Raw genomic sequence first — 15083 nt, forward strand, 5'->3', positions numbered from 1 at the left:
ACCGGCCGAAATCGGCCTGTGCCAGCGTGCCGGACCAGCGGCCCGGCCAGTGGACCGGCCAGGGGCCCGGTCAGGGGCCCGGTCAGTTGGCGTGCAGCGCCGCGTTGAGCTCGACGCCCTCGCTGCGCCACGGCACCGCCTCGATGGCGCCGGTCACGGAGTTCCGGCGGAACAGCACGTTGCTGGTGCCGGACAGCTCGACCGCCTTCACCACGCGCGGCTTGCCGTCCATGTCGCTGACGGTGACCTTGGTGCCGGCCGTGACGTAGCAGCCGGCCTCGACCACGCAGTCGTCGCCGAGGGAGATGCCCAGGCCGGCGTTGGCGCCGAGCAGGCAGCGCTTGCCGATCGAGATGACCTGCTTGCCGCCGCCGGAGAGCGTGCCCATGATCGAGGCGCCACCGCCCACGTCGGAGCCGTCGTCGACGAGCACACCGGCGGAGATCCGGCCCTCGACCATCGAGGCGCCGAGGGTGCCGGCGTTGAAGTTCACGAAGCCCTCGTGCATGACCGTCGTGCCCTCGGCCAGGTGCGCGCCGAGCCGCACGCGGTCGGCGTCGGCGATCCGGACGCCCGAGGGGACGACGTAGTCGACGAGCCGCGGGAACTTGTCCACGCCGAGGACGGTCACGTGCTGGCCGGCCGCCCGCAGCCGGGCGCGGGTCGACTCGAACCCCTCGACGGCGCAGGGACCGGCCGAGGTCCACACGACATTGGTGAGCAGCCCGAAGACGCCGTCCATCGAGATGGTGTGCGGGACCACCAGGCGGCTGCTGAGCAGGTGGAGCCGCAGCCAGACGTCCTCGGTGGAGGACGGCGCGGCCTGCAGGTCGGCGATCTCGACGGTGCGCACCTCGCGCACCACCCGGCGCACGTCGTCGCGCCCCTCGAGGGCGGTCAGCTCCTCGGGCACCTCGGCGCCGTCGCGGGTCCCGAGCGCGGGTGCGGGGAACCACACGTCGAGCACGGTCCCGTCGTCGGTCACGGTGGCGAGGCCGTGGCCCCACGCGGTGGTCGGCTGGGCGGTGGCGGCTGCGTCGGTCACGGCGCCCGATCCTACCGTCGCGCCCGGCCGCCGCCCGCCCGTGCTCTAGCGTCGGGGCATGGTCACCCGTGTGGCGCTCGCGCTGGGCTCGGGCGGGGCCCGGGGCTACGCGCACGTCGGCGCCGTCCGGGCGCTGCAGGAGCGCGGCTGCGAGCCGGTGGCCGTCGCCGGCACCTCGATGGGCGCCCTCGTCGGCGGCCTCACGGCCGCCGGGCGCGTGGAGGACTTCGCGCGCTGGGCGACCGCGCTCACCCGCCGCGACGTCCTCGGGCTGCTCGACCCCTCGATCACCTCGCCCGGCGTCATCGCCGCGGACCGGCTGCTCGACGCGTTGCAGGACGTCTTCACCGACGTGGCGATCGAGGACCTGCCGATCCCGTTCACGGCGGTCGCGACGGACCTTGCCGCCCGCCGCGAGGTGTGGTTCCAGCGCGGCCCGCTGCGCGCCGCGGTGCGCGCCTCCATCGCGATCCCGGGGGTCTTCACCCCCGTCATGCTCAACGGTCGGCTCCTCGTCGACGGCGGGCTGACCAACCCGGTGCCGATCGACCCGACGGCCGCGGCCCCCTCCGACCTGACCGTCGCCGTGTCGCTGACCGGCCCGCGGCGGGTGCGGGAGCCGGCCGCGCCCCGGCAGGAGTCGGCGGCGCCCCAGCGGTTCGAGGAGTGGCGGGGTCGGTGGCGCCGTACCGTCGCCACGCTGACCGGGCGCGAGGAGCGGGCCGTGGCCGACGCCGAGGTGGAGCGGCTGGCGAGCCTGCACGCGCCGACCGGCCGGACCGGCTGGGGGACCGAGCGGCTGCCCGCCGACCTCGGGCTCCTGGACGTGACGGCGCAGTCCTTCGAGGCGATGCAGGCCGTGGTGGCCCGCTACCGGATGGCGGCCCTCCCCGCGGACGTCCTCGTGACGGTGCCGGTCGACGCCTGCCGGTCGATGGACTTCCACCGGGCCGCCGACATGATCGAGCTCGGCCACCGGCTGACCGTCCAGGCCCTCGACGCGGCCGGGGTCTGAGCCCTGGGGCGCGCCCGCGCGGTCGCGTCCCGGTGGGTGGGGCACGGCCGGGCGGTCCGGTCCGCCGCTGGCTAGCGTCCGCCGCATGCGCGGCCGGCAGTCCTACACCCACCTGATGTCACCCGGCCGGATCGGCCCCATGGAGCTGCGCAACCGGGTGGTGCTGCCGGCGATGGACATGAACGTCTCCGAGGACGGCGAGATCGAGCAGCGCGAGATCGAGCACTACGCCGCCCGCGCCGCGGGCGGGGCGGGGCTGGTCGTCACCGGCGCCTGCGCGGTCGCCTTCCCGCACGGCGCGGCGTCGCTGAAGGAGCCCGGTCTCTCCGAGGACCGGTTCATCCCCGGCCTGCGCGCGCTGGCGGACGCCGTCCACGCGGCCGGGAGCAAGCTGTGCGTGCAGTCGACCCACCACGGCAAGGTCGCCCGGGTCGACACCGCCAACGACCGGCCGGTGCTCGCCCCGAACGAGCCGGACTACACCTACGACATGTCGGCCCTCGCCGACAGCACCCCCAGCGAGCTGCGCCGGATGGCCGCCGCGACGGGCGGCAAGCACACGACGTACCGCGAGATGACGACCGAGGACATCGCCTGGCTGGTCGCGACCTGGGCCGACGCGGCCGACCGCGTCGCCCGGGCCGGCGCCGACGCGATCGAGGTCCACGTCGCCCACGGCTACATCCTCGGCGTCTTCCTCAACCGCCGCGACAACAGGCGCACCGACGAGTACGGCGGGCCGCTGGCCAACCGGGCGCGGCTGGCGTGCGAGGTCATCGCGGCGGTGAAGGAGCGGGTCGGGGACCGGCTCGCCGTCCTGGTCCGGGTCGCGGGGGAGGAGTACGGCCAGGAGGGCGGGCTCACCCTGGCCGAGGCGGCCGAGGCGTCGGTCATGTTCGAGCGCGCCGGCGCCGACGCGATCCACGTGACCGGCTGGGGCCGCAACCCCTTCGACAACTTCACCGACGGCCCGCTGCCGAACAAGGTCGGCGCGTACCTGCCGAACGCCGCCGCGATCAAGCAGCGCGTCTCCGTCCCGGTCATCGCGGTGGGCCGGATGCTGCCCGAGGTCGCCGAGGAGGCGCTCGCCGCCGGGCAGATCGACTTCGCCGCGATGGGCCGCCAGCTGCTGGCCGACCCCGAGCTGCCGAACAAGATCGCCGCGGGCACGCCCGAGCAGGTCCGGCCGTGCATCAACTGCTACCTGTGCGTGGCGGAGAACTTCTTCGACGACACTCCGTTCTGCGCCGTCAACCCGGCCCTCGGCAACGAGTCGCTGCTGCCGCTGCGCCCGGCCTCCGCCACCCAGCACGTCGTGGTCGTCGGTGCGGGCCCCGCGGGCCTGGAGTCGGCGCGGGTCCTCACCGAGCGCGGGCACCGGGTCACCGTCGTCGACAGGTCCGACCGCCTGGGCGGGACGATGTGGTTCTCCTCGCTCACCACCCCCGACAACGAGCGGCTGCTGCGCTGGTACCGGGCGGAGGTCGAGCGCCTGGGCATCGCCGTCCGGCTGGGGACGACCGCCACGGTCGAGTCGGTCCGCGCGCTGCGTCCTGACCGGGTCGTCGTGGCCACCGGCGCGGTCCGCCCCCGGCCCGACGTCCCCGGCGGCGACCTCCCGATCGTCCAGACCGGTGACACCCTGCGGGCGCTGATGCTGGGCACCGCGCGCGCCGGCGAGGCCGGAGCCGTGCTCCGCACTCTCGGCCGGCTCGGCCGCGCCTCCAGGATCACCCGGAGCCCCGAGGCCGTGCGCCGGCTGACCCGCCGGTTCCTGCCGATGGGCAAGGACGTCGTGGTCGTCGGCGGGTCGCTGGTGGGCCTGGAGCTGGCGGAGTTCCTCGCCGAGCGCGGGCGCCGCGTGACGCTCCTGCACGAGGGACGCCAGCTCGGCCTGCCGCTCGCCATGCCCCGGCGCTGGACCGCGGTCAAGGACGCCACCGCCCACGGCGTCGACATCCACCGCGGCGTCACCCTCACCCGGATCACCGACTCCGGCGTCGAGTGGACCGAGGGCGACCAGGCGCACTCCGCCCCCGCCGACATGGTCGTGTACGCCGAGGGCACCACCGCCGCCGCGCCCCTCGCCGACGAGCTGCGCGCCGCCGGCCTCGACGTCGACGTCGTCGGCGACGCCGCCGAGGTCGGCTACATCCACGGCGCCGTCCACTCCGCCTGGGGCGTGGCCACCGCGATCTGAGCCTGTGGAGAGCAGGATGCGCGGAGGACCGGCCTGGGCCAGCGTGGACGCATGTCCGTGGTCGAGGTGCTCGAGCGCCTGGGTGGCACCGCCACCCGGGCCCAGCTCGTGTCCCTCACCTCGCGCGCCGAGGTCGAGCGGGCGATCGCCGGCGGGGACGTCGTGCGGCTGGCCCGGGGGCGCTGGGCGCACCCGCAGGTGGGCGAGGCGGTGGCCGCGGCGCACCGGGTGACCGGTGTCGTCTCGCACACCAGCGCCGCGCTGCTGCACGGCTGGTCGGTCCAGCACCGTCCCGAGCGGCCGCACGTCACCGTGGCCAGGGGACGCCGCGGTGCGCCGCACTCGGGGGTGCAGCTGCACCGGGTCGACCTGCCGGCGACCGACGTCGCAGGTCCGGTGACGACGCCGGCGAGGACCCTGGTCGACTGCGCGAGGTCCCTGCCGTTCCCCGAGGCGCTGGCGGTCGCCGACTCCGCGCTCCGCGACGGCTTCGGGGCCGCGAACCTACGCCTCCTCGCCGACTCGGTCCGGGGCGCGGGCGCGGGACGGGTCCGCCGGGTCGCGGGGGAGGCGACCGCGGCCGCCGCCAACCCGTTCGAGTCCGTCCTGCGCGCGATCGCCCTCGAGGTCGAGGGGCTGTCGGTCGAGCCGCAGGTCGAGGTCTGGGAGCCGGAGTTCCTCGGCCGCGTCGACCTGGCCGATCGTCGTCGGCGGATCGTCCTGGAGGCGGACTCCTTCGAGTGGCACGGCCGGCGCGACCGGCTCGCCAGTGACTGCCGGCGCTACAACGGGCTGGTCGTCCACGGGTGGCTGGTGCTGCGGTTCTCCTGGGAGGACGTGATGTTCCACCCCGAGGACGTGCGACGGGTGCTGGAGGCGGCGGTCGACCGACGACCAGAAGTCGGCCGCCGGGCGTGCGGCGCCGCTTGAGGTCCGTGGCGGGGAGGACTTCTGGTAGCCGGTCGGCGGAGCAACCGATTGGCGGCGCGGTCCGGGCGGGCCGTACCCTGGAGGCACAGGCGTCCGAGCCGTCATCAGCGGCGAGCCTCCGGAAGAACGGGACGGAAGTCCTCAGTAGAACCGGACGGGTAGGCCCGTCACAGCCGTGAACGAGCGGCCGGTCCAGCAGCACGGGTCCGGCAAGCAGGGTGGTACCGCGGTCCCGACGATCGTCCCTGTGGTTTCGAGAAAGATCCATCCCGAAGCTGCAGGAGCTGTCCGATGACGTACCCCCAGGTCTCCACCTCCGAGAGCGGCGTGCCCTCGAACCCCCGGTTCCCCGCGATCGAGGACCGGGTGCTGGCCTACTGGCACGCCGACGGCACCTTCCAGGCGAGCATCGACCAGCGCGACCCGGGCGAGGACTCCGGCAACGAGTTCGTCTTCTACGACGGGCCGCCGTTCGCCAACGGGCTGCCGCACTACGGCCACCTGCTCACCGGCTACGTCAAGGACATCGTCCCGCGCTACCAGACCATGCGCGGCAAGCGCGTCGAGCGGCGGTTCGGCTGGGACACCCACGGCCTCCCTGCCGAGCTCGAGGCGATGCGGCTGGGCGGCATCAAGACGACCGACGAGATCGTCGAGATGGGCATCGACAAGTTCAACGAGGCCTGCCGCGACTCGGTGATGAAGTACACCGGCGAGTGGCGCGAGTACGTCACCCGCCAGGCGCGCTGGGTCGACTTCGACCGCGACTACCGGACCATGAACCCCGAGTACATGGAGTCGGTCATCTGGGCGTTCAAGCGCCTCTACGACAAGGGCCTGGTCTACGAGGGCTTCCGTGTCCTGCCCTACTGCTGGAACGACGAGACGCCGCTCTCGAACCACGAGCTGCGCATGGACGACGACGTCTACCAGAACCGCCAGGACCCGGCGGTCACCGTCGGTTACGACATCACCACCGATGGCGAGCTGAAGGGCGCGAAGCTCCTCGTCTGGACGACCACGCCGTGGACCCTGCCCAGCAACCTCGCGGTGATGGTCGGATCGGACATCGACTACGTCGCCGTCGAGGCCGAGGGCATCCGCTACGTGCTCGCCGAGGCCCGGCTCGGCGCCTACGCCCGCGAGCTCGGGGAGAGCCCGGAGGTCGTGTGGCGCGGCAAGGGCACCGACCTCCTCGGGCTGGCCTACACCCCGCCGTTCTCCTACTACCTCGGCCACGAGCGAGCCTTCCGCGTCGTCCCGGCCGACGACGCGGTCACCACCACCGACGGCACCGGCCTGGTCCACGCCGCCGGCGCGTTCGGCGAGGTCGACAAGGAGGTGACCGACCGCGAGGGCATCGAGCCGGTGATGCCGGTCGGCAAGGACGGGCGGTTCACCCACCCCGTCGAGGAGTACGCCGGCATGCAGGTCTTCGACGCCAACCCCCACGTCATCGACCACCTCAAGGCCGCGACCAAGGCGCTCGCCGGCGAGGAGGCCGGGGACCAGGGTGCGGTCACCACGGGCACGGTGCTGCTGCGCCGCGAGACCTACGACCACTCCTACCCGCACTGCTGGCGCTGCCGCGAGCCGCTGATCTACAAGGGCGTCTCGTCGTGGTTCGTCGAGGTCACCGCGATCAAGGAGCGGATGCTCGAGCTGAACCAGCAGATCCGCTGGGTGCCCGAGCACATCAAGGACGGCCAGTTCGGCAAGTGGCTGGCCAACGCCCGCGACTGGTCGATCACCCGCAACCGGTTCTGGGGCTCGCCGGTCCCGGTCTGGAAGAGCGACGACCCGACGTACCCCCGCATCGACGTCTACGGCTCCTTCGAGGAGATCGAGCGCGACTTCGGCACGCTCCCGCGCAACCAGCACGGCGAGCCCGACCTGCACCGTCCCTACGTCGACGACCTGGTGCGCCCGAACCCCGACGACCCGCGCGCGCCCGAGGAGGGGCAGTCGATGATGCGCCGGGTCACCGACGTGCTCGACGTGTGGTTCGACTCGGGCTCGATGAGCTTCGCCCAGAACCACTACCCCTTCGAGAACGCCGAGTGGTTCGACGGCACCGCGGAGAAGAAGGGCCACTTCCCGGGCGACTTCATCGTCGAGTACATCGGCCAGACGCGCGGCTGGTTCTACACGCTGCACGTCCTGGCGACGGCGCTGTTCGACAAGCCGGCGTTCCAGTCGTGCATCAGCCACGGCATCGTGCTGGGCAGCGACGGCAACAAGATGAGCAAGTCGCTGCGCAACTACCCCGACGTCCGCGAGGTCTTCGACCGCGACGGCGCCGACGCGATGCGCTGGTTCCTCATGTCCAGCCCGATCCTGCGCGGCGGGAACCTGGTCGTCACCGAGCAGGGCATCCGCGACTCGGTGCGGCAGGTGATGATCCCGCTGTGGAACAGCTGGTACTTCTTCCAGCTCTACGCCAACGCCGCCAACGACGGCCAGGGCCACGAGGCCCAGTGGTCCACCGACTCCAAGGACCCGCTGGACCGCTACCTGCTCGCGAAGCTGCGGCAGTACGTCGCGACGATGACCACCCAGCTCGACGAGTACGCCGTGGCCGACGCCTGCGAGACGACGCGGTCCTTCCTCGACGTGCTCACCAACTGGTACATCCGGCGCTCCCGCGAGCGGTTCTGGAGTGAGTCGACCGAGGCGTTCGACACCCTCTACACGGTGCTCGAGGTGGTCTGCCGGACCGTCGCGCCGCTGCTGCCGCTGACCACCGAGGAGATCTGGCGCGGCCTCACCGGTGGCCGCTCGGTCCACCTCACCGACTGGCCCGACGTCGAGGCGCTGCCGGCCGGGCCGGACGACACGGCGCTCGTGGCCGCGATGGACCAGGTGCGCGAGGTGTGCTCGGCGACGTCGGCGCTGCGGAAGGCGGGCAACCTGCGCAACCGGCTGCCGCTGTCGACGCTGACCGTGGTCGTCGACGCGCCCGACGCGCTGGCCGGCTTCGAGGGGATCCTCAGCGACGAGGTCAACGTCAAGACGGTCCGGCTGCTCGCGGCCGACTCCGACGAGGCCGCGTCGTACGGCGTGGAGCAGAAGCTGACCGTCAACGCCCGGGCCGCGGGCCCGCGGCTGGGCAAGGACGTCCAGCGCGCGATCAAGGGCTCCAAGAGCGGTGACTGGTCGGTCGCCGAGGACGGCACCGTCACCTCCGGCGGGCTGGCCCTGCAGGAGGGGGAGTACACCCTCGAGACCGTCGCGGGCTCGGCCGACGACGCCACGGCCACCGGCGTCCTGCGCAGCGGTGGCTTCGTCGTGCTCGACACCGAGGTGACCCCCGAGCTGGCCGCGGAGGGCCTGGCCCGCGACCTGGTCCGCCAGGTGCAGCAGGCCCGCCGCGACGCCGGCCTCGAGGTGTCCGACCGGATCGCGCTGACGGTCAGCGGCCCGGCCGACGTCCTGGCCGCGGCGGAGACGCACCGCGACCTGCTGACCACCGAGACGCTCGCGGCATCGCTCGACCTCGTCGCCGGCCAGGCGGGCGAGCCCGAGGTGAGCGTCGCGAAGGCCTGATCAGCCGCTGAGGCCGAGGCGGCCCGCCATCCGGTCGAGACTGGCGAGCACCTCGGCCTCGGCCCGGTCCGGGACGCCCCAGATCAGCTCGGTGCAGCCGGCCTCGGCCCAGGCGTCGAGGTCGGCGGGGTCGGGCCTGGCGGCGATCAGCACCCGGATGTCGGGCCGGCCGTCGCGGCCGGCGTCGGCCCAGGCCTTGGTCAGCGCCTCGATGTTCGCGAGGACGTCGCGCTGGGTCGGGGTGGTCATCCAGCCGTCGGCGTTCTCTGCGATCCAGCGGAAGGTCTTCGGTCCGCCGCCGGCGCCGATGATCAGCGGCACGTGCGCCTGCACCGGCTTGGGGTAGGCCCACGAGGGCCCGAACGACACGAACTCCCCGTCGTACGACGCCTCCTCCTGGGTCCACAGCGCCCGCATCGCCTCGACGTACTCGCGCAGCACCGTGCGGCGCCTGCCCGGCGGGACGGAGTGGTCCTCGAGCTCGTCGGTGTTCCAGCCGAAGCCGGCGCCGATGGTGACGCGGCCGCCGGAGAGGTGGTCGAGCGTGGCGATCTGCTTGGCCAGCGTGATCGGGTCGGACTCCACGGGCAGCGCGACCGCGGTCGACAGGCGGATGCGCGTGGTGACCGCGGCCGCGGTGGCCAGCGAGATCCACGGGTCCAGGGTCCGCAGGTAGCGGTCGTCGGGCAGCGTCTCGTCGCCGGTGCCGGGGTGGGCCGCCGTGCGCTTGACGGGGATGTGGGTGTGCTCGGGGACGTAGATCGTGTCGAAGCCCCGGTCCTCCCCGGCCTTCGCGAGGGCCGCGGGCGTGATCCCGCGGTCGGAGGTGAAGAGGACGAGTCCGTTGCGCATGCGGGCGAGACTAGAACGTGTTCCATTCCGGCGGAAGGGTCTGCTGGACAGGTGTCCAGCCGGCAGGCGCGGAGCCGGCTGGTTGGATGGCCCCCATGGCCACGCTCGACCTCTCGCTGGACGCCGTCTCGCTCACCGCCGCGCTGGTGGACATCGAGTCCGTGAGCCGCGACGAGGCCGAGATCGCGGACGCGGTCGAGGCGGCCCTGCGCCCCCTGCCGCACCTCGAGGTCGTCCGGCACGGGCACACGATCGTTGCCCGGACCGACCTGGGTCGCGGCGAGCGGGTCGTCATCGCCGGCCACCTCGACACGGTCCCGGTCAACGACAACCTGCCCAGCCGGCTCGAGGGCGGCGTCCTGCACGGCCTCGGCACGTGCGACATGAAGGGCGGCGACGCGGTCATCCTGCGGCTGGCGGCGACGGTCCCCGAGCCGGTGCGCGACGTGACCTACATCCTCTACGAGGCCGAGGAGATCGAGGCGACCCACAACGGCCTGCGGCTGCTGGCCGAGGCCCGGCCGGACCTGATGGCCGCCGACTTCGCGATCCTGATGGAGCCCTCGAACGCGTCGGTCGAGGCGGGCTGCCAGGGCACGCTCCGGGTCGAGGTCCGCACCACCGGGGAGCGCGCGCACTCGGCCCGCTCCTGGCGCGGCGTCAACGCCATCCACCGCGCGGCCGAGGTGCTCGACCGGATCACCGCCGTCGAGCCGCGGCGCCCGGTGATCGACGGCCTGGAGTACCGCGAGGGCCTCAACGCCGTCGCGATCTCCGGCGGCGTCGCCGGCAACGTCGTCCCCGACGAGTGCGTCGTCACCGTCAACTACCGCTTCGCGCCGGACCGCTCCGAGGCGGAGGCCGAGGCCTTCGTCCGCGAGCTGTTCGCGGGGTACGACGTCCGGCTGACCGACACCTCGCCCGGCGCGCTGCCGGGTCTCGAGCTGCCGGCCGCGAAGGCCTTCGTCGAGGCGGTCGGCGGCCAGGTCGCCCCGAAGTTCGGCTGGACCGACGTGGCGCGCTTCACCGCGCTCGGCGTGCCGGCGGTGAACTTCGGCCCCGGCGACCCGCTCTACGCCCACAAGCAGGACGAGCACGTGCCGGTCGAGCACATCGAGCGCTGCGAGCGCCAGCTGCGCGCCTGGCTGACCGGACGGCCGGCAGCAGGACCGGAGTCAGGACACGAGTCAGGACACGAGTCAGGGGAGAGGAACGCGTGAGGTCGAAGTTCAAGGGCCCGATCGTCCAGCGCCGGGACCAGGTCGACGGGTCGACCACCGACCAGCACCTGCTCGACTCCCGCGGGGACAGCGGCTGGGTGCACACGGATCCTTGGCGCGTCATGCGGATCCAGGCCGAGTTCGTCGAGGGCTTCGGCGCGCTGGCCGAGCTCGGGCCGGCGATCGCGGTGTTCGGGTCCGCCCGCACACCGGTCGACCACCCGGCGTACGCCGCGGGCGAGGAGCTGGGTCGCCGCCTGGCGGAGGCCGGCTTCGCGGTGATCACCGGCGGCGGACCGGGCGCGATGGAGGCGGCCAACAAGGGCGCCAGCGAGGCCGGTGGCGTCAGCGTCGGACTGGGCATCGAGCTGCCCTTCGAGACCGGGCTGAACGAGTGGGCCGACGTCGGGATCAACTTCCGCTACTTCTTCGCCCGCAAGACGATGTTCGTGAAGTACTCGCAGGGCTTCGCCGTGCTGCCCGGCGGGGTGGGCACCCTCGACGAGCTGTTCGAGGCGATGACGCTCGTGCAGACCCGCAAGGTGACCAGCTTCCCGATCGTGCTCATCGGCACCGACTACTGGCGCGGCCTGCTCGACTGGCTGCGCGGCACGGTCGCCGCCGAGGGCAAGATCGCGGTCGAGGACCTCGACATGCTGACCCTCACCGACGACCTCGACGAGGTCGTCGAGCTGATGCGGGCCGCGCGCGAGGGGCGCCCCCGATGATGTGGTTCTTCGCGGTGCTGGTGGTGCTGGTCATGGGCGGCATCGCCGCCGTCGCGGCCGGGCGCGGGGCGCCGATGGCCGAGGTCGAGCACGACCGGCTGCGCGTCGACGTGCCCGAGGACCGGCCGCTGTCGGCCGCGGACGTGCGTCGCGTGCGGTTCCCGCTGGCGCTGCGCGGCTACCGGATGCAGGACGTCGACGCACTCCTCGACCGGCTCGCGCGGGAGCAGGACGCCCGCGAGGCCGCGACCCCCTCGGCCCCGGAGGTCCGTGGCGAGGGCCCGATCGCGTAGGGCAGACTGCGCCGCGTGTCCAGCGAGGAGGTCGTCGTCTACGTCCTGACCGCCCTCGGGGTGGTCGTGGTCGCGCTCACCCGGCTGCGCCTGCGGGGTGACGGCGGTGGCGGGCGGCTGCAGGTCGGCCGCCGGCTGCTGGACCTGCACACCGGCGCCGGCGTCGCTGCGCTGGTGGTGTGGACGACGTTCCTGGTCGCCCCCACGGACTCCGTGCTCGGCGGCGACACCGCCGGCATCATCGGACTGGCGCTGTGGTGGCTGCTCGCCGTCGCGGGGATCCTCATCCTCGTCCGGTGGCTGCCCAGCCGCGGCCGGCACGCCTCGGCCGGGGCCGAGGACTCCTGGTCCTCCGGGCCGGGACTCTCGTTGCTGGCCCACCTCGGGACGGTCGTGGGCGTCTGCGTGTTCACCTGGGCCTACCTCAACTCGACCGTCTGACCCGTTCGGCTCCCCGGGTGGGAGCCCGCCGAAGGAGCCCCGCGTGCGACCGACCTCCCTGCTCGCCCCCGTCGTCTCCCTGGCCGCGGTCGCCGCGCTGGTGCCGGCCTCGCCGGCAGCCACCGCGCCCGCCGGTGCGGCGGCGGACCGGCCGGCGGTGGTCGGCAAGCGGGTCATCGGCACCTCGGTCCAGGACCGCGACATCGTCGCCTGGCACCTCGGCGAGCCCGACCGCCCGGACGTCCCGACGGTCGTGCTGGTCTCGACCATGCACGGCGACGAGCCGGCCACCCGGCACGTCCTGGCCTCGCTGCGCGACGGCGCCCCCGTGGTCGGCGTCGACCTGTGGGTGGTGCCGACGTACAACCCCGACGGCCTCGCGGCCGGCACCCGCCGCAACGCCCGCGGCGTCGACCTCAACCGCAACTACCCCTACGAGTGGGCCGACCTCGACGGGCGCTACGAGTCCGGGCCGGAGCCCGCCTCCGAGCCGGAGACCAAGGCGATGATGGCCTTCCTCGCCGACGTGCGCCCCGACCACGTCATCGGCTTCCACCAGCCGCTGCACGGCGTGGACACCGACACCAAGCGGCCGCGCTTCGCCCGCCGCGTCGCGCGCCACCTCGACCTGCCCCGCAAGAGCTTCGACTGCGGCGGCGTCTGCCACGGCACGATGACCGGCTGGTTCAACCACCGGTTCCGCGGCGCCGCGCTGACGGTGGAGTACGGCGCGAGGCCGCGGCTCGCGCGGCTGCGCGACGTCGTCCCGGGCCAGGTGCTCGCGGTGTTCGACGCCTACCGCGCGCACCTGGACTGGGAACAGCCCCGCCAGGACTGACGGCCGGGCTCAGCGGCCCTGGAAGGCCGGCTTCTGCTTGGCCACGAACGCGTCCACGGCCGCGCGGTGGTCCTCGGTGGCACCGGTCAGCTGCATCATCGAGGACTCGAACGCCACCGCCTCCTCGAACGTGTGGCCGGCGGCGTACCCCACGGAGCGGCGGATCGACCCGAGGGCGACCGTCGGACCGGCGGCGAGCCGCACCGCGAGGGCGCGGGCGGCACCGGCGAGCTCGTCGGCGGGGTGCACCGAGGTGGCCATGCCCAGCTCGATCGCCTCGGCAGCGGGGACGGTGCGGGGCAGGTAGAGCAGCTCGAGCGCCTTGGCCCGCCCGACCAGCAGCGGCAGGTGGTAGCTCGCGCCGGTGTCGCAGGAGAGGCCCACGTTGGCGAAGGCGAGGTTGAACCCGGCGGTGTCGGCCACCAGGCGCAGGTCGCAGGCGAAGGCCAGGCTGGCTCCGGCGCCCGCGGCGACGCCGTTGACGGCCGCGAGGACCGGCTTGGCCATGCCGGCCAGCGCCGTGACGATCGGGTTGTAGTGCTCGTCGACGGTGGAGAACAGCGCCTCGCTGCCGCCGTTGTGGAGGAGCTGGACGTGCTCCTTGAGGTCCTGGCCGGTGCAGAAGGCGCGGCCGGTGCCGGTGAGCAGCACGCAGCGCACCGCCGGGTCCTCCGCCACCTGCTGCACGACCTCGCGGAGCAGCACCTTCGTCGCGACGTCGAGGCTGTTCATCGCGTCGGGCCGGTTCAGCGTGATGGTGGCGACGCCCTCGGAGACGTCGAGGAGCACGGGTGCGTTCTGTGCGTCGGGCGTGAGGTTCGTGGCGGTCATGGGGCGCAGTCTGCCGGTCAGGGCAGGCAGCGGGCCACGAACCTGTCCGCCGCGGGCTGGAGCCGCTGCGCCTCGGCGTCGAACCTCCCGGCCGCGGTCCGCCGGGGCCAGTCGGCCGGCAGCACCTCGGCCGGCAGCCCCGGGTCGGCGAAGAGGAACTTGCGCCACTCGTGGACGAGGTGGAAGCGCGCCGCGAAGGCGGCCTCGTCGGGGTCGGCGTGGGCGCCGAGGTGCTCGGCGACGATCCGCCCGGCGAGCGTCGGCCAGCCGTCGTACGACGCCCGCAGCGCCGTCAGGTCCCAGGCTGCGACGGGGGAGGGGTCGACGTCGCGGGCGCGGGCGGTCCGGGCGGTGGCCCCGGCCCGGGCCAGCGCGCCGGGGAGCTCGGCGTTGGCGGCCGGGCCGACCCAGACGTGGTCGGCCAGCTCGGCGTACCCGAGGTAGGCGAGGTCGGCACGCAGCCGGGCGCGCGAGCTCCGGTCGCCGGGAGGGGAGATCAGCACGAGGTGCCAGTGGCCGTCCCACGGCTCGTCGCGGCGGTCGTAGATGCGGGCGTGGGCCTCGTCGAGCCGGCGGGCCGCCTGGTCGGTGGCCCGGTAGCCGCGTCCGTCGGGCAGCGAGACCGGCTCGAGCCAGCCCTGGAGCACCATCCGGGAGACCGCGGTGCGCACGGCCGGCGCCGCGATCCCGACCGGTGCCAGCAGCCGGACGAGAGCGGCGACCGGCGCCTGCGACGCGCGGGTCCGCAGGTGGTCGCCGTAGAGGTCGAAGAGGGCCGACCGCGCGTGCATGGGCGGAGTCTGCCACCGCCCGGAGCGCGGGCTCCCCGCCGTCTCCCGGCGCCCTCGGCGGTGTCGAGGTGTGGGGACCGGTCACGCGCCGCCCGGTCATGGGGGATAATGGGCCGCACACGGCTGGCGGGGCGCCTGGACCTCGTCAGCGTCGAGCACTGCTGAACGAGAAGAGGTGCCGGGATGGCGGCAATGAAGCCGCGGACGGGTGACGGTCCGCTCGAGGTCACCAAGGAAGGTCGCGGCATCGTGATGCGCGTCCCGCTCGAGGGTGGTGGCCGTCTCGTCGTGGAGCTGAACGCCGAGGAGGCCGCCTCGCTGGGCGACGCCCTCAAGGCCGTCGTCGGCTGACG

Annotated in this window: 14 protein-coding genes; 10 read left to right on the forward strand and 4 right to left on the reverse strand. The window is 73.8% G+C overall.

Going from position 1 to position 15083, the window contains the following annotated elements; genetic code table 11:
* Positions 1-82: 82 nt before the first annotated feature.
* Complete coding sequence (gene dapD / locus OSR43_RS05350; protein WP_302270068.1) at positions 83-1045, reverse strand: 2,3,4,5-tetrahydropyridine-2,6-dicarboxylate N-succinyltransferase; 963 nt, start codon at positions 1043-1045, stop codon at positions 83-85.
* 58 nt (positions 1046-1103) lie between these two features.
* On the opposite strand from dapD, the gene OSR43_RS05355 reads away from it, so the two are divergent.
* The 4 genes from OSR43_RS05355 to ileS all read left to right on the forward strand — a co-directional run bounded on the left by OSR43_RS05355 (position 1104) and on the right by ileS (position 8736).
* A complete protein-coding gene (locus OSR43_RS05355; protein WP_302270069.1) occupies positions 1104-2060 on the forward strand; it encodes a patatin-like phospholipase family protein in 957 nt (318 codons plus the stop codon).
* A gap of 85 nt (positions 2061-2145) precedes the next feature.
* Complete coding sequence (locus OSR43_RS05360) at positions 2146-4260, forward strand: FAD-dependent oxidoreductase (RefSeq protein WP_302270070.1); 2115 nt, start codon at positions 2146-2148, stop codon at positions 4258-4260.
* A gap of 51 nt (positions 4261-4311) precedes the next feature.
* A complete protein-coding gene (locus tag OSR43_RS05365; RefSeq protein WP_302270071.1) occupies positions 4312-5190 on the forward strand; it encodes a DUF559 domain-containing protein in 879 nt (292 codons plus the stop codon).
* A 291-nt stretch (positions 5191-5481) separates the two neighbouring features.
* The gene (gene ileS / locus OSR43_RS05370) at positions 5482-8736 is read left to right on the forward strand and encodes an isoleucine--tRNA ligase (protein WP_302270073.1); all 3255 of its coding nucleotides are present in this window, start codon (positions 5482-5484) and stop codon (positions 8734-8736) included.
* On the opposite strand, the gene OSR43_RS05375 is transcribed toward ileS, so the two are convergent.
* A complete protein-coding gene (locus tag OSR43_RS05375) occupies positions 8737-9588 on the reverse strand; it encodes an LLM class F420-dependent oxidoreductase (protein WP_302270074.1) in 852 nt (283 codons plus the stop codon). It abuts the gene before it with no gap.
* A 95-nt stretch (positions 9589-9683) separates the two neighbouring features.
* Here OSR43_RS05375 and dapE point away from each other — a divergent pair, with 95 nt between their 5' ends.
* From dapE to OSR43_RS05400, 5 genes are read left to right on the forward strand one after another with little or no spacing between them, the layout of a single operon-like run.
* On the forward strand, positions 9684-10808 hold the full coding sequence (gene dapE, locus OSR43_RS05380) for a succinyl-diaminopimelate desuccinylase (protein ID WP_302270077.1): 1125 nt from the start codon (positions 9684-9686) through the stop codon (positions 10806-10808).
* Positions 10805-11536, forward strand: coding sequence for a TIGR00730 family Rossman fold protein (locus OSR43_RS05385; RefSeq protein ID WP_302270079.1), 732 nt, complete (start codon positions 10805-10807; stop codon positions 11534-11536). Before dapE ends, OSR43_RS05385 begins: the two co-directional genes overlap by 4 nt.
* Positions 11533-11829, forward strand: coding sequence for a DivIVA domain-containing protein (locus OSR43_RS05390; RefSeq protein ID WP_302270082.1), 297 nt, complete (start codon positions 11533-11535; stop codon positions 11827-11829). The genes OSR43_RS05385 and OSR43_RS05390 overlap by 4 nt, the downstream gene beginning before the upstream one ends.
* 15 nt (positions 11830-11844) lie before the next feature.
* The gene (locus OSR43_RS05395; protein WP_302270084.1) at positions 11845-12270 is read left to right on the forward strand and encodes a hypothetical protein; all 426 of its coding nucleotides are present in this window, start codon (positions 11845-11847) and stop codon (positions 12268-12270) included.
* Positions 12271-12313: 43 nt separating this feature from the next.
* On the forward strand, positions 12314-13108 hold the full coding sequence (locus OSR43_RS05400) for a M14 family zinc carboxypeptidase (RefSeq protein ID WP_302270086.1): 795 nt from the start codon (positions 12314-12316) through the stop codon (positions 13106-13108).
* 9 nt (positions 13109-13117) lie between these two features.
* Here OSR43_RS05400 and OSR43_RS05405 read toward each other — a convergent pair whose 3' ends face one another.
* Both OSR43_RS05405 and OSR43_RS05410 read right to left on the reverse strand, forming a co-directional pair.
* Positions 13118-13939, reverse strand: a complete 822-nt coding sequence (locus OSR43_RS05405) for an enoyl-CoA hydratase/isomerase family protein (protein ID WP_302270088.1) — start codon at positions 13937-13939, stop codon at positions 13118-13120.
* Between the two features lie 17 nt (positions 13940-13956).
* Entirely contained in the window at positions 13957-14730 is a 774-nt protein-coding gene (locus OSR43_RS05410; protein ID WP_302270090.1) for a PaaX family transcriptional regulator C-terminal domain-containing protein, read from the reverse strand.
* Positions 14731-14913: 183 nt separating this feature from the next.
* Between OSR43_RS05410 and OSR43_RS05415 the strand changes: the two genes are divergently transcribed.
* Positions 14914-15081 carry a DUF3117 domain-containing protein gene (locus tag OSR43_RS05415; RefSeq protein ID WP_302270092.1) on the forward strand — a complete coding sequence of 56 codons (168 nt, stop codon included), beginning with the start codon at positions 14914-14916 and terminating at the stop codon, positions 15079-15081.
* Positions 15082-15083 lie beyond the last annotated feature (2 nt).

This window comes from Nocardioides sp. Arc9.136 (assembly GCF_030506255.1).
Taxonomy (GTDB): domain Bacteria; phylum Actinomycetota; class Actinomycetes; order Propionibacteriales; family Nocardioidaceae; genus Nocardioides.

Excerpts from the sequence above, each read along its gene's own strand:
- OSR43_RS05355 (WP_302270069.1), top strand. The coding sequence starts at position 1,104 with ATGGTCACCCGTGTGGCGCTCGCGCTGGGCTCGGGCGGGGCCCGGGGC.
- OSR43_RS05360 (WP_302270070.1), top strand. The coding sequence starts at position 2,146 with ATGCGCGGCCGGCAGTCCTACACCCACCTGATGTCACCCGGCCGGATC.
- OSR43_RS05365 (WP_302270071.1), top strand. The coding sequence starts at position 4,312 with ATGTCCGTGGTCGAGGTGCTCGAGCGCCTGGGTGGCACCGCCACCCGG.
- ileS (WP_302270073.1), top strand. The coding sequence starts at position 5,482 with ATGACGTACCCCCAGGTCTCCACCTCCGAGAGCGGCGTGCCCTCGAAC.
- OSR43_RS05375 (WP_302270074.1), bottom strand. The coding sequence starts at position 9,588 with ATGCGCAACGGACTCGTCCTCTTCACCTCCGACCGCGGGATCACGCCC.
- dapE (WP_302270077.1), top strand. The coding sequence starts at position 9,684 with ATGGCCACGCTCGACCTCTCGCTGGACGCCGTCTCGCTCACCGCCGCG.
- OSR43_RS05390 (WP_302270082.1), top strand. The coding sequence starts at position 11,533 with ATGATGTGGTTCTTCGCGGTGCTGGTGGTGCTGGTCATGGGCGGCATC.
- OSR43_RS05405 (WP_302270088.1), bottom strand. The coding sequence starts at position 13,939 with ATGACCGCCACGAACCTCACGCCCGACGCACAGAACGCACCCGTGCTC.
- OSR43_RS05410 (WP_302270090.1), bottom strand. The coding sequence starts at position 14,730 with ATGCACGCGCGGTCGGCCCTCTTCGACCTCTACGGCGACCACCTGCGG.
- OSR43_RS05415 (WP_302270092.1), top strand. The coding sequence starts at position 14,914 with ATGGCGGCAATGAAGCCGCGGACGGGTGACGGTCCGCTCGAGGTCACC.